The sequence below is a fragment of the Desulfovibrionales bacterium genome (genome assembly GCA_028715605.1).
Lineage (GTDB): Bacteria > Desulfobacterota > QYQD01 > QYQD01 > QYQD01 > QYQD01.
Map to the genome: position 1 here is coordinate 18,419 of JAQURM010000008.1, position 14,259 is coordinate 32,677.

A 14,259-nucleotide genomic window follows, 5' to 3' on the forward strand; every position below is an offset into this window, starting at 1 on the left:
GTCATCCATGTCCATGGGGACATCCTCATTTGCAGTATGTGCAAGGGCAGAGCCTTTACTTCTTCAGTCTGTAAAATCGGCCTGATACGGCCTCTCCTTTCAGGCTATCCAGCTTGTCCCCCATGGACGCGTCAAGGTGGTCGAGGCGTTCGTCCGGGTGGGGATGCGTCTTGAACAGAAGCTTGACGGAATCATCATCTTTGCTGTAATGACCCATCTGCTGCAACACCTCGACAAAGGCGTATTGGTCATATCCGGCCCTCGCAGCGAGTACCACCCCCATGCGGTCCGCTTCATATTCGGCGTTCTTGTCCAATCCGCGGGCCACGATTTCCGCTCCGCTTCCGATCAGGTTCTGTATGAGTGGGTTGTCCTGCCCGATCTTCTGGCCAAGCAATCTGCTCCCGAGGTCCACCACCCGGGACTGCCGCATTACACGATAGTGGTGCTGTTTCACTACATGCGCAATCTCGTGGGCCAGAACCCCGGCAAGATGGGCCTCGTTGTTCAATAACCGGTAGAGTCCCCGCGTTATAAAAATATAACCTCCCGGAGCAGCAAAGGCGTTGATGTCATCGCTGTCGATCACACCGAAATGCCATTCGAGATCGGGGCGCTCGCTTTGGTTGGTGACCCACCGGCCGACAAGGTTGACATATTTCTGCAAGGCCTTGTCTTTGACTAAAGGCGCCGCTCCCAGGAGATTGCCGGCAATCTGCCGCCCGACGGCTACTTCTTCTTCATACGGGGCAGGAGTGCCTTCAGCCTTTGGTTTCTCCTGCGCTTCCTTCTGTCCGGTTTTCGTATCCAGCGTCTGCCCAATGCCCTTTAGCAATTCCTGACCCAGTTCCGCGCCGCGGACGGCGGGAGCCGACATCAGGCACATACCCAATATGAAACAAACAATAGATGTAAACATATCCGCCTCCTATTCAGACAGATAATCAACCTTACGGGCCTTAAGCCGCGCCTTTGCAGCAAATTGTTCGGCATCCCTTTTTGTGACGGTATAAGATTCGGTCAGGTTGAGTTCATCCTCATTAAAATGCGCGTTTTTCAGATTCTCTTCATTTAGGCCGCGAATCCCGGTAGATGAAACCACCTTCCCGGTCCCGGCCCTTCCTGAGGCCAGCGCAACAACACCCGACACTCTCGCTCTCGGAGCGGATGCGCCAGCGCCCCTGCGTATGCTGAGCATCCTCACCCAGCCCTTTTTCGGGCTCGAAAGGAGCATCCAGCCCCCTTCTCTTTTGACGATGTTCACCCGAGATCCGGCAGCAAGTGAACCCACTGCCTTTGCATCCAGAAACGGTTCGGCCCTTATCTTATCCGCTTTAAAAGCGGTGCCGGTCTCGCCTGCCATGCCTGTTTGCGCCAAAAAACAAACAAGCAATACTGCCACAAAAAAATCTCTGGAAAATCTCATAGCTATTTCCTCCCTGCCTCGTTCCGGCGCATCAGCGCTTCGCCAAAAAGCAAAGTCCAGCCGGACCTGGCCTGTTCGCCTCCGTCGATCCTCCCCTCATGAAAAATGAACGATATTCCGTCCGGGGTTCCTCTCCCTGTCTGCCAAAGCTCTGCAGCCGCTTCTTCCACGGTTTTCGCCTCTTTCATAATAAGACTCCTTCCTTTTTCATCGTCAGCCGGACAGGTCCATGATACCGCAATCATTCCCTCAAATAATCCCCAGATGCCTTTCTGAAGGCCTTTGAGCGCTTCGACGCTTCTCGCCTGTATCCCGTGCCTTCCCAGGAGGCTGCGTATCCTCGCCACCGCTTTTTCGCTCGCGGAGCCCGGACCTCCGCCGAACCGAATCAGCATCAGGGCCGCATACAGCTTCCCTTCGGAGGCAAGAGAAGACATGACCGCGCTTTTTTCGAGAATCTTCCGGGCGCCAAAGGAATAAATTCTGGCACAGGTAAAATATGCCACGCCGAGCATGACGGGCCCGGTAAGGTTTATGTATGCGGTCATCAAGTTAATGCTTACATAGGAAATTCCTATAAGCAGGAATTGAGAGGCGCTGAAAAATCTGTCGAACTTCTCCTGACCGACATTTTTGAACAATGCTATGGCTGTGGTCCAGATTATCAGGAGGGCAAGCACAAGATTGAACCACTTGGTGTCAGGCACACGGAGATAGTCGTCGTGTTTAAGATTATCGATTGCCGTGGCAAGTATTTCCACCCCCGGATGAAGCCTGTCCATGGGCGTGGCCTTTACATCGAAAAGGCCTGCCGCAGTGGAGCCGATAAGGACGATTTTCCCGGTGAATTCGTTTTGCGAACGTCTGTGGTCCTTGCTTGTCATGTCGAAAAACACGTCGGTAAAGCTGACATAGTGATAAGCGAAAGGCTTTCCGCGCCAATTGATAAGGATATTGTCTCTCTCGGGCAGACTCATGCCGAGCCATTTGACGACACGCGCCGGAAGCGAGGGAATCAGCCAACCGTAATCCCTGCGATGCACGGGATACTGACGGGCAATCCCGTCGTTATCAGGATAGATATTGTGGATGCCTAAACGTCCCCCATTCAGGGCTGCCTCAAAGAACGGCAGGACTACGGCAACCGGTTTGCCCCGCATGGCCTCACCCTGCACGGGTATTGTCCCGGGAATTTGCTCAGGAAGGACACTGCTTAGCCTGTCGTTTTCCGGGTCGAGACGCAGCACCGGGAAGAAAGTGTTGTCTGTGTTACTGATGGCGGCATTGAAATAAGCGTCGCTCTCAGGGTTGAACACATCAGGATCAGAGAAGAGAATGTCGAAGACAACAGCTCTGGGTCGCTGTTTTTCTATCTGCTCGACGAACTCCCCCATGACCTGGCGCGGCCACGGCCAGCGGCCGTAGTCCTTCGCCATGTCGGCAAGGCTCGCCTCATTGATGTCCACTATGACGATATCCGGATCCGGTTTGCGAACGACGATCCTGTTCTTTATCATCAGGTCGAAGGATGCCTGTTTCATTCCCGCCGTAATATTCAGCGCGAGACTGTCGGCAAAAACTACGATTGTAAAAATTCCCGCGAGATAAAGGTAGAAATTGGCCTTCAGACGCTTTCCTACCTTAAGCAACAGCCGGTAAATACTTACGGCAATCCATCTCATGTTAAGGGGTTCACCGTGATAACAAAATAAAGTCCTGGGCCTTGGCCTCCAGACCCTGGGCGCTTCGATATCCACTTTGCCGGTTGGAGGCAATGCATAGCATGGTATGGGCTATTTATTTTTTGTCAATATTTTTCTTCTCCCGTCAAACCTGCCCCTAATGTTGAAAAAGGGCCAAACCCATGGCCATCTATATCTATCATATTAAAAATCTGGCTCATCGTGAAAAAGTATGGGTAATTTTCTCTTAAAATAAGGCGTGCTTCTTATTATCCCCCCTTTAGTAAAGGGGGGCGGGGGGGGATTTGAAAACTCTTGGTAGTAACTATGCTTTCGTATAATAAGAGCCTAAAACAGTCATGATTGATAAAATCTCCCCTTAAACCCCTCTCTTCCAAAGAGGGGAATAGAGAAGAGTAAAAAATTACCCACTCGATTACAGCGAATACCCCGAATATATAGCATACAGCGCTGCCTTCGTGCTTAGTTGCCGGCACAATAACGAACATTTTTTGAAAAAAATCTTGATTGAGGCGCGATTTGTGTGCCATAATTTTAGTATAAGAAATTGGATAGATATCGGCCCGGCATTCTTGCGGGGATACGGAAAAGGCTCTGTGACGCAAATAGCCAGCCCTAATTATATCCGGGGGCGATCATAAGGAAAAGGGGAACGAATGTGTTAAAGGAATTCAAGGAATTTGCCATGCGGGGCAACGTGGTTGACATGGCTGTTGGAGTCATAATTGGTGCGGCCTTTGGCGCCATAGCCAAGTCACTTGTTTCCGATATCATTATGCCGCCTATCGGCCTGCTTTTAGGTGACGTTGATTTTAGCAGCCTTTTCATAGTACTGAAAGAAGGAACAGTTGCCGAACCTTATGCCTCCCTTGCCGATGCCCAGAAAGCCGGCGCGGTTACGGTTAATTATGGCGTTTTTGCAAATACGATCGTCAGCTTTTTAATAGTCGCCTTCGCTGTCTTTATCCTCATCCGCAATATCAACAAACTCAAGCGCCAGGATAAAACCCCGTCAGCCGAGCCAACGACTAAAGAGTGCCATTATTGCCTGTCGGTCATTCCAATTAAGGCAGTACGTTGTCCTCACTGCACTTCGGAGTTGAAGGGCTAATAGATTGGTTAAACTTGCGGGAGATCATAAAAACATTATATGATGGAGAAGTATTTGAAAAAGCTCTCATTTTTGATTCTTTTCTTTGTTGTGTTGTCGGTTTCTTCGGCATACGCCGGATTCCCAGCCGGTATAATAAAATAACAAGGAGGACAGGTATGATTAAAAAAATTTGGCAGGCATTATTTTTTCTAATGATCGGGGTATTATTCGTCGGTTGCGCAACCGTAGAAAAACCACCCCTAATATCGCAAGCCTATAATCTTAACCCAAGGTTGCAATCAGGCGAGCTGGAACAAAGAGTAGATAATTTTGCTGTGGTCCTTGACGCATCGGGGTCCATGGATGAGGCATATAAAAAATACCGGAAGTTCGATCTGGCTAAAAATACCGCTGACCTTATGAATCGCACTATTCCGGATTTAAAGCTCGATGGCGCGCTCAGAACCTTTGGACATGATAAACGTTTAACCGAAGAAAAAACCGCCTTGTTCTACGGCGTAACTGATTATACCCAAAGCGGCTTTGAAAAGGGCCTGAATAAGGTCGAGTATCCCGGTGGAACCACCCCGATGGATGTGGCGATTAGGGCCATGGGACAGGATTTTAAAGGAACGGCGGGAAATATCGCGGCCATTATCGTCAGTGACGGAAAAGACCTGGGACCGGAGCCTCTGAACGCCGCAAAGGAAGTAAAGAATTTATACGGCGAACGAATCTGTTTTTATACCATATTGGTTGGAGACGATAAAAACGGCAGGCAGCTCCTGAACGATATAGCCGAGGCCGGACAATGTGGATTTTTCACATCTGAGGATCAACTGAATTCCTCTGACGCAATGGCCGATTTTGTAAGAAAGGTGTTCCTCAAGGAATCAACACCGAAGGCGGCGCCTGCGAAACCCGTTCCAGCGCCCGCTCCAAAATCCGCAGCCAAACCGGTTGACAGCGACGGAGACGGCGTATATGACGACACAGATCAATGTCCGAATACGCCTGCGGGAGCCAAAGTGGACAAAAAAGGATGCTGGATACTGCCGACGATCCTGTTTGATACCGACAAATCTGATATCCAGACAGTATATTACGCGGATCTGGACGACGTCGCTCAGGTGATGAAAAAAAATCCCGGGTTGAAGATGCACATCAAAGGTTTTACGGATAGCACCGCATCAGATGAATATAATTTAGGCTTATCTGAAAAACGGGCGCAGGCCGTAAAGGCATACCTGGAACAAAAGGGGATTGAAGCCTCTCGATTTAACCTATATGGGTTCGGCAAGACAAACCCCGTCAGCTCAAATGACACCCCGGAAGGCCGGGCAAAAAATCGAAGAGCGGAACTGAAGCCGGTTCTATAAATAAGTTATGACTTAAGTCCAGCGGACATTCTTGCAGAATAATTTATCTTCTGCAAGAATGTCCGTTTTATTTTGATTACCTGTAAAACAACCTTGAGGATGGCTTCCTGTGAGACTGCCACAACGATTCAAATCGGCCGCCTTTTACAAAAAGGCCTTTCTAGGTGTACTCATAGGACTTTTTATCTTTACGGTAGTAGGCTTCTTTGTCCTGCCTCCTATCCTAAAATCACTCCTGATAGAGAAACTTTCTGAGGAACTCCACCGCGAAGTTATTATCCGGGAAATAAAGGTCAACCCTTTTGCGCTTTCATTGGGAGTAAAAGGTTTTGCCGTCAAAGAGCTTGGCGGTTCCGAAACGTTCATCTCTTTTGAGGAACTGTTTGCTAATCTTCAGAGTGTTTCCATCTTTAAAAAAGGTCTAATCTTTAAGGAGATAAGGCTTCAAAAGCCGTATCTGAATGTCAAAAGAAATGCAGACAAGACATATAATTTTTCCGATCTTTTGGGGCCGGATAGAGAGAAAGAGACTACAAAATCAAAACCGCTGAGGTTTTCGTTAAACAATATACAGATACTGAACGGCAGTGTAGATTTTTGGGACGGGCCGAAACAAACTCGCCATAAGGTAAGGGATCTAAGCATAGCGATCCCTTTTATCTCAAACCTGCCGTACCTTGCCGAAGAATATGTAAAACCGTCCTTTGAAGCGGAAATCAATAATCACCCTGTATCACTTAAGGGGAAGTCAAAGCCTTTTGCAGACTCACACGAGACGACGCTTGATGTAAATATAAAACATCTGGATATCCCATACTATCTCGCCTATATCCCTTCCGAGATGAACTTCAAGGTGCTGTCTGGATACCTTGATATGATGACCACCATTTATTATGTACAGTATAGTGAGAAGGAACCGTCGATCAACATAAAAGGCAATCTGGAGTTAAAGGAATTAAAGGTCCGGGACCATGAGGATGAATTTCTCAATGTACCGGTAATCAACGTCAGAGACCTTGGGATCGATCCTGTAAAAAAACAGGTCGTAGTCGGTAATTTCTCCACACAGGACGGCATTGTGACGGTCAGGCACGCAAAGGACGGAACGTTGAATCTGCAAACACTGTTACCCCCTTCTGATGAAAAGGCGGAAAAACCATGGCTTGCGTTACTGAATAAACTGCTTGTAGAAAAATATACGGTCAGGTTTCAGGACATGAAACCGTATCGAACCGTCAAACTGTCCGCAGAGAAACTCAGGCTTGAGATGGAACATGTCTCCACCGCAAAAGACAGCATGGCCTCAACCGCTCTTTCATTTACTCTTGGCAGAAAGGGCTCAGTTTCCGCAACCGGTTCAATAGGCATAGACCCTGCGTTTGCAGATATAAAACTTGATGTAAGGGGTATCGATATCACCCCCCTTCAGCCCTATTTTACAGATAAGATAAAAATAATAGTGACCGACGGCAATATCAACGCTAAAGGGAATCTTTCAGCCGGTTATTCAAAGGCTTCCAGGATGAAACTTATATACAGGGGTGATGCCGCAGTATCGAGCTTTTCATCCATTGACAAGGCCGATGGTGATGATTTTCTGAAATGTAAATCCCTTTACCTTAATAAAGTCGATGTGGCATACGATCCTTTATATGTCAAAATCAATGGTATTGCGCTTACAGATTTCTATTCACGCCTGGTAATAAATGCTGACGGCTCTCTCAATGTTCAGAACATAATGGAAGCTCAAGGTGAAAAAGCGCAGGGTCAGGATAAACCCGGGCTTGATAAAGAAGAAAAAACGGGCAAGCTGATAAAGATAGAGAAGTTAACCCTTCAGGGTGGAACGGTTAATTTTACAGACAAATCCATCAAGCCGACATATACCGCCAATCTACTAAAAATCGGGGGCAGGATATCAGGCCTATCATCCGAGGAGACCAAACTGGCGGATGTTGACGTCAGAAGCAAACTTGAGAACTATGCGCCGATCGAGATCACGGGCAAGATAAACCCACTGAAGAAAGACCTGTATGTTGATTTAAAAGTGGACTTCAAGGATATTGAAATGGGCCCTTTCACCCCTTATTCAGGGAAACACATGGGCTATACAATAGAGAAGGGGAAACTGTTTCTTAATCTGCAGTACCTGATAGTAAAGAGAAAGCTTGATTCCCAGAATCGTATCTTCCTTGACCGGTTTACGCTCGGCAATAGGGTCGAGAGTCCCGATGCCACAAAGTTGCCTGTCAGGCTTGCGATCGCCCTTCTTAAAAACAGAAATGGGGAAATAAATCTCGACATCCCTGTTACCGGGTCGCTCGACGATCCGAAATTCCGCGTCGGCAGGATAATAATAAAAATTATTCTGAATATCCTCGAAAAGGCGGCCACGGCCCCCTTCGCGCTCCTCGGGGCGATTTTCGGAGGAGGGGAGGAACTCAGTTACGTGGAGTTCGATTACGGCAGTCCCGATATAAGCGAACATGAAATCAAAAAACTTGACACCCTTATCAAGGCATTATATGAGAGGCCGTCACTGAAACTTGAAATAACAGGACACGTGGACACCGAGAAGGACAGGGAAGGGCTGCGAAAGTATATTTTCGATAAAAAGATAAGGGCGCAGAAATTAAAGGATATGATTAAAGAAGGGCAGACAGCGATATCTGTAGATGAGATTAAGATAGAGGGGTCCGAATATGCGAAATATCTGAAGAAGGCATATAAAAACGAGAAGTTTCCAAAGCCCAGGAATATCATCGGCATCGCCAAAGACCTGCCTGTGCCCGAGATGGAAAAGTTGATCTTTACGCATATCGAAGTGAAAGATGATGACCTTCGGCTGTTAGCCTCACAACGTGCGTTGAAGGTCAAGGATTACATCCTGAAATCCAAGCAGATCGAACAGGAAAAGATTTTTCTGGTCGAGCCGAAGACCCTTCAGCCGGAGAATAAGGAATCATTAAAAAACAGCCGGGTTGACTTTAAGCTTAAATAGTTTGTACTCGCCGGTCACATACCTTTAAATACCACCGGACCTCATTCCTGGAGTTTTCTGAGTTTTAGGGGACCTCTATGTTTCTGAGCGAAACTTGCTGGAGCAGCGGGGTACCCATCGAGGGCACGTAGGAAGGGGAAAGCCAGCCCTTTAGTGGCTGGAAGGGGTAAGTATTCCCCGCCTGCGAGCCTCGAAAGGGTCGCTGCGCAAGCCGTGAAGCGAAGAGACTAGGGGTTCACATAAGAAATGCAAAATTATCATTAAAATCGAAGCATTATAAAAAACCCCTTTAAAAAGCTCAGGAAACTCCAAACCTCATTCTCCTTGCAAAACCCTCCTACTCAATGGTATCTTTCCTGAAATTTTGATCTCCCTTATTCTCATAAATTAGGCGTATGCTGGCGACCTTGCGCGACAAACAGATCTTCGGCTGGGCAATGTATGACTTTGCCAATTCGGCCTTTGCCACCACTATCCTGGCGGTGATCTTTAACAAATATTTTGCCCTGGAGGTAGCCGGGGGAGAAAGGGGGGTCTTCGTCGCCGGGCTGCACATCCATGGGGCGACACTTTTTGCCGTTATCGTATCGCTTAGTATGGCTGTCTCCGCCCTCACCGCCCCCATCCTGGGCGCGATAGCCGATTTTTCACAACGCAAAAAGGCATTCCTGGCCGGATTCTGCTATACCGGGATTATATTTACCGCCCTCCTGTACCTGGTGCACCCCGGAGATGTCCGGTCAGGGGCGTTTTTTTTCATCATGGCCAATATCGGGTTTTCCGGCGGCAACGCCTTTTACAATGCCTTTCTGCCACAGATGACCACGCCCGCCAATGTCGGCCGCGTCTCCGGTCTGGGATGGGCCTTCGGCTACATAGGAGGCGCCGCCCTACTGGTACTAAACCTATTTATGCTGAACGGCCTCTATATCCCCGGAGCAGGCCGTATAACATTTACCGTACAGGCCTGTTTTCTCTCCGTGGCCATCTGGTGGGCATTGTTTTCCTTGCCTACTTTTCTATGGGTTCGAGAGAAGAAAACGGATAGGAAAAGGGTTAAAGTCGGAGATACGCCGGGGCGTGACAGGAGTTACGCGGCTATCGGCCTCGCCCGGGTAAAACGCACCCTCTCCCGGATCAAAAAGTTCCGCGCATTATCCTTATTTCTCATCGCCTTCCTATTCTATAATGACGGCATAGAAACCATCGTTGTTATGACCTCTGTCTTTGCCGCCGAGGTGGTGGGGATGCAGACCCGGGAGATCATCTTTCTCTTTCTCTTTATCCAGGCAGTGGCCTTTATCGGCTCCATATTCTTCGGCTATGTCAGCGATCGTCTGGGCCACAAACGAACCATACTCTGCACCCTCTTTATCTGGGTGATAGCCGTGATCTGGGCCTTTTTTCTGGGATGGCTTCTGGAAGCACGGCAAGAATTCTGGATTATCTGTTTTCTGGCCGGGCTGGTGCTGGGAGGAAGTCAGGCGGCATCCCGTGCCCTGCAATGCCTGCTTACACCTGTCTCACACGCGGCGGAATTCTTCGGATTCTTTGCTATCTCCGGCCGTTTTGCCTCTATTTTCGGCCCCCTGTCTTACGGCCTTCTGATCTACCTTACCGGAAGCCTGCGTTGGGGGATATTGTCCGTGGCAGTCTTCTTTATCATCGGGGCCATAATATTATTACAGGTAGATGAAAAGGCGGGGATGGCGGAAAAGGCAGGTTATGAAGAACAATTATCCTCTAATATGGGGATAACTTCGTGAAAACTATCCACATGATAGGCCGCCTTTAACCCTTTATTTTTGTAGGCTATAAGGCGAATACCGGCGGCGCCGGCCGCTTTTTCGTCCAGCTCCGAATCACCGATATAAATAACCTCTTGAGGCAAGACCTTAAACCTGTCCATTATCTTCAGCAGGGGTTCGGGATGTGGCTTGGAATTGGCGACATCCAGGGCTGAAACCACCATATCAAAACGACTTTTGAGTTCAAAAATCTCGAGGAGCTTATCCATGGTTGTGGTCCGATTAGTGGCAATAGCCACCCTGTACTTCGGTTGCAGATACCTTAAAAACTCCTTCAATCCGGGGTCCATTATCATCAGGGGAAGAAATGGGGTATAATCCGTGTCAAGCCGATACTGCTGCGCTGACTCCAGTTCTTCCCTGCCTCGAAAAAGATGAGCTATAGAGGCATCGGCCGTGTGCATGTGTACATAAAATAGTTCTTCTTCGGTCATCTCCTTACGTCCGAAGGCCGCCAATATATGATTATAAAAGGCCCGGTTGGCCTCCCGTGAATCAAACATGACCCCGTCGCAGTCAAACACAACTACCTTAATCATAATGCTGCATAACCCCTTAGATGAAATGAGCTTGTTAAGCTTGCTGAACTCGTAAAAGGTCCAAAATATCACGCAACGCCGCCAAGGACGCAAAAAGAATAAAATCTGGAACTCAGGAACTCATGAAAAAATCTTTTAATCCTGATTTCTTGATTTCCAGATTTTCATTTCCAAATAAAGAGGGTTTATCTTTTCCTGATTTCCTGAGTTCCAGATTAATAGCCTTTTCTGATTTACTTCGCGGTCTTTGCGCCTTTGCGTGAAAAATTGACTTTTTACAAAACCATCTCAAGCTTGCTAAAAATAATGTATTGCCCTATGATACCCAAATTTGGAATAATAGCAATAATCGATTGCCTTACAAATACCATGGGGAGATTTAAGTGGAAATTAAAACTGATTTTTTGGTCATCGGCAGCGGTATTGCCGGACTCAGCTTTGCCTTGAAAGCGGCGCGTTATGGTGAGGTAACAATCATCACCAAAAAAGCCATGATGGATACCAGCACCAATCTCGCCCAGGGGGGAATTGCCGTGGTCACAGGCCCGGACGACTCCTTTGAACTGCATATCGCAGATACCCTGCGCTCGGGAGATGGCCTGTCTCGTCCGGATGTAGTGGAGCTGGTCGTAAAGGAGGCCCCGGAAAGGATCAAAGAGTTAGTGGATATCGGGGTACAATTTACTACACGGCCGGAAAACCAGACATACTTTGACCTGGGCAAGGAAGGCGGTCACTCCCGCCGGCGTATCGTCCATGCCCAGGATCTCACCGGACAGGAGATCGAGCGGGCCCTTGTAGCCAGGACCAGAGAAAATCCGCGCATCACCATCTATGAAAACCATATTGCTATCGACCTCCTGACCAGGGGCAAGCTGTTAAAGAAAAAGGGTAAAAACAACCAGGAGACCTGCTTTGGGGCCTACGTTCTGGACACCCAAACAGGGTCAATCCATACCTTTCGGTCCAGGATAACCCTCCTCTGCACGGGCGGGGCCGGAAAGGTTTACCTCTACACCAGCAATCCGGACATCGCCACGGGGGACGGCATGGCCATGGCCTACCGGGCCGGGGCCAGGATGGCCAACATGGAATTTGTTCAATTTCATCCCACCTGCCTCTATCACCCCAAGGCCAAGAACTTTCTTATCTCAGAGGCCGTCCGGGGGGAAGGAGGTATCCTGATTGATAAACACGGACGGGCCTTTATGGAAAAATATGATCCCCTGAAAGACCTGGCCCTGCGGGATACTGTGGCCCGCGCTATAGATGCCGAGCTCAAGAAGAGCGGCGATGATTGCGTCTATCTGGATATCAGTCACCGCCCGGCGGATTTTATCAGGAATCGTTTCCCCAATATTTATCAGAAATGTCTCTCCCTGGGCGTTGACATCACCAAAGAACCCATTCCGGTTGTACCCGCCGCCCATTACATGTGTGGAGGTATATTAACCGATATTTATGCCCGGAGCAGTATCAGCGGCCTTTACGCCATAGGCGAGACCGCCTGCACCGGGCTACATGGGGCAAATCGCCTGGCCTCTAATTCTCTGCTGGAAGCGGTCGTCTTTGCCTATCAGGCCTTACTTTCATCCATCGAAGAGATAGGGCCTAAATCTTCCTATACCCCGCCCTCAGTTCCGCCCTGGGATCCGGGTGGAGCCGTGGACCTGCAGGAATCGGTACTTATATCTCACAACTGGGACGGGATACGCCGTCTCATGTGGAACTATGTAGGCATTGTGCGGACAGACAAACGCCTGGCCCTGGCCCAAAAACGTCTCGAGTTTATACAAAAAGAGATACAGCAACATTACTGGGATTACATAATAACCGGGGATTTCTTAGAACTGCGCAACCTGGCCACTGTAGCGGAATTGATCGTCACCTGTGCCCTCCTGCGTAAGGAAAGCCGGGGGCTGCATTATAATCTTGACCACCCTTCTAAAGACGACACTCATTATAAGAAAGACACCATAATCTGGCGGCAATAACCGCCAGCCACAAAAAAGGCCTGCTTTATTGATATAAAGCAGGCCTCCCGTGTACTTTAAAAGATTTATAAATCTATCTGGCCGGCGGATTCAAATCCCTTTCATACGGAAATACCGGCAGGTAACGATAGGAAAGAGAGATAATCAAGGCGCCATAAGCAATTACGGCCAGTGAGGTCATCCATTCCTGCCAGCTCGGGAAGTAGGTATACCACTTGTCAAATGGATACACGGGCATGGCCAGCGTCTGCACAGTAAAGATAAAGCGGTTAAGAACCACGCCAGTCGAAGCCAGGACACAGGCAAGTGCCAGCCATTTGTCATTCTCGCGCAGGCGGCGGATGATAAGGATAAGGGCCGGGATTACACCACACAAACCAATCTCTACGAACGGCAGCCACATACCATACTGGTATCCATGGTACTGCTCGGCAAAGGTAAGCCCTCTAGCCGGGAGGATATGCGTAGCCCAGTAATAGGTATCCACTGTCTTCGCAATAACATAACCGCAAAGCAACCAACCGGCTATCTTGGCCAGGACGGAAAGCGACTCCCGCGGCACCAGCCGTTTTTTGGTCACCTTCTGCAAGATCATGGTGACAAGAACGGTGAACGTCGGTCCGGTGGAAATCGCCGAGAAGATAAAGAGAAAAAATGTCCACGGCCAGACAAAAAAGCCTTCCCGGAAGGCAAAAGGCCGGGCATACATTACACCATACATGCCGCCCAAAGAACCTTGATGGAAGAAGGAAAGGAATGTGCCTATGGCCGCAAAGATGGCCATGGCCTCATGAAAATTGTGGCTCAGGGTGTGTGCCACCGGATTAGCGTAGATCTTCCGGTTTTCGAGGATTAAGGGTACGTACTCAATAGTCAAAACCGTAAAATACAGGGTGATGCAAAAGATAACTTCGGTCAGCATGGAGTGGATGTTGGGGAACCAGTAACCGAACCAACCCCGAAGTGGCTGGCCGATATCCAGGGTCAGTATCAATAGAGCGCTGCTGTAACAGATGAACCCGATGATAACGGCAAAATTAATAAGGGCCTTGAGTTCCTTTACCCGTACCACGTAGGTAAGAAAGCCGCTGAAAAAGGCCCCGGCGCCAAGGGCGATCACCCCTAGATCGACAGTGATCCAGGCGCCGAACCCGAAGTAATCATTCATATTCGTCTGATTCAGGCCCTTCCAGAGTATCAACAGGGCTGTACTTACGGCAGCGCCCAGCACGAACAACCAAAGCGCCATCCATGAAAAAAAGGCCCCGGCGCCACATCTTTGAACCCCTTCTGGTATCCATGCACGATCCATATAC

The 14,259-nt window shown here is 48.8% G+C and carries 10 protein-coding genes; 5 read left to right on the plus strand and 5 right to left on the minus strand.

Annotated elements, in window-relative coordinates; all coding sequences use genetic code 11:
- Positions 1–55 precede the first annotated feature (55 nt).
- From PHT49_08840 to PHT49_08850, 3 genes are read right to left on the minus strand one after another with little or no spacing between them, the layout of a single operon-like run.
- Complete coding sequence (locus tag PHT49_08840) at positions 56–919, minus strand: M48 family metalloprotease (protein ID MDD5451984.1); 864 nt, start codon at positions 917–919, stop codon at positions 56–58.
- Between the two features lie 9 nt (positions 920–928).
- Entirely contained in the window at positions 929–1,426 is a 498-nt protein-coding gene (locus PHT49_08845) for an SH3 domain-containing protein (protein ID MDD5451985.1), read from the minus strand.
- A gap of 2 nt (positions 1,427–1,428) precedes the next feature.
- On the minus strand, positions 1,429–3,108 hold the full coding sequence (locus tag PHT49_08850) for a CHASE2 domain-containing protein (protein MDD5451986.1): 1,680 nt from the start codon (positions 3,106–3,108) through the stop codon (positions 1,429–1,431).
- Between the two features lie 658 nt (positions 3,109–3,766).
- On the opposite strand from PHT49_08850, the gene mscL reads away from it, so the two are divergent.
- From mscL to PHT49_08870, 4 genes are all read left to right on the plus strand, one after another.
- Entirely contained in the window at positions 3,767–4,240 is a 474-nt protein-coding gene (gene mscL, locus PHT49_08855) for a large-conductance mechanosensitive channel protein MscL (GenBank protein ID MDD5451987.1), read from the plus strand.
- A gap of 158 nt (positions 4,241–4,398) precedes the next feature.
- Positions 4,399–5,601: an OmpA family protein gene (locus PHT49_08860; protein ID MDD5451988.1), complete on the plus strand. Its 1,203-nt coding sequence runs from the start codon at positions 4,399–4,401 to the stop codon at positions 5,599–5,601.
- Positions 5,602–5,710: 109 nt separating this feature from the next.
- Positions 5,711–8,602: a DUF748 domain-containing protein gene (locus PHT49_08865; protein ID MDD5451989.1), complete on the plus strand. Its 2,892-nt coding sequence runs from the start codon at positions 5,711–5,713 to the stop codon at positions 8,600–8,602.
- A 395-nt stretch (positions 8,603–8,997) separates the two neighbouring features.
- A complete protein-coding gene (locus PHT49_08870; protein MDD5451990.1) occupies positions 8,998–10,368 on the plus strand; it encodes an MFS transporter in 1,371 nt (456 codons plus the stop codon).
- Here the strand turns inward: PHT49_08870 and PHT49_08875 are convergent.
- Positions 10,326–10,949, minus strand: coding sequence for an HAD-IA family hydrolase (locus PHT49_08875; protein ID MDD5451991.1), 624 nt, complete (start codon positions 10,947–10,949; stop codon positions 10,326–10,328). The genes PHT49_08870 and PHT49_08875 overlap by 43 nt on opposite strands.
- Before the next feature lie 383 nt (positions 10,950–11,332).
- Here PHT49_08875 and nadB point away from each other — a divergent pair, with 383 nt between their 5' ends.
- Positions 11,333–12,943 (plus strand): L-aspartate oxidase, encoded by a 1,611-nt coding sequence (gene nadB, locus PHT49_08880; GenBank protein MDD5451992.1) that lies wholly within the window; start codon positions 11,333–11,335, stop codon positions 12,941–12,943.
- A 73-nt stretch (positions 12,944–13,016) separates the two neighbouring features.
- On the opposite strand, the gene nrfD is transcribed toward nadB, so the two are convergent.
- Positions 13,017–14,255: a polysulfide reductase NrfD gene (gene nrfD, locus PHT49_08885; protein MDD5451993.1), complete on the minus strand. Its 1,239-nt coding sequence runs from the start codon at positions 14,253–14,255 to the stop codon at positions 13,017–13,019.
- Between the last annotated feature and the right edge of the window lie 4 nt (positions 14,256–14,259).

Excerpts from the sequence above, each read along its gene's own strand:
- PHT49_08845 (MDD5451985.1), bottom strand. The coding sequence starts at position 1,426 with ATGAGATTTTCCAGAGATTTTTTTGTGGCAGTATTGCTTGTTTGTTTT.
- nrfD (MDD5451993.1), bottom strand. The coding sequence starts at position 14,255 with ATGGATCGTGCATGGATACCAGAAGGGGTTCAAAGATGTGGCGCCGGG.
- PHT49_08875 (MDD5451991.1), bottom strand. The coding sequence starts at position 10,949 with ATGATTAAGGTAGTTGTGTTTGACTGCGACGGGGTCATGTTTGATTCA.
- PHT49_08860 (MDD5451988.1), top strand. The coding sequence starts at position 4,399 with ATGATTAAAAAAATTTGGCAGGCATTATTTTTTCTAATGATCGGGGTA.
- PHT49_08840 (MDD5451984.1), bottom strand. The coding sequence starts at position 919 with ATGTTTACATCTATTGTTTGTTTCATATTGGGTATGTGCCTGATGTCG.
- PHT49_08870 (MDD5451990.1), top strand. The coding sequence starts at position 8,998 with ATGCTGGCGACCTTGCGCGACAAACAGATCTTCGGCTGGGCAATGTAT.
- PHT49_08850 (MDD5451986.1), bottom strand. The coding sequence starts at position 3,108 with ATGAGATGGATTGCCGTAAGTATTTACCGGCTGTTGCTTAAGGTAGGA.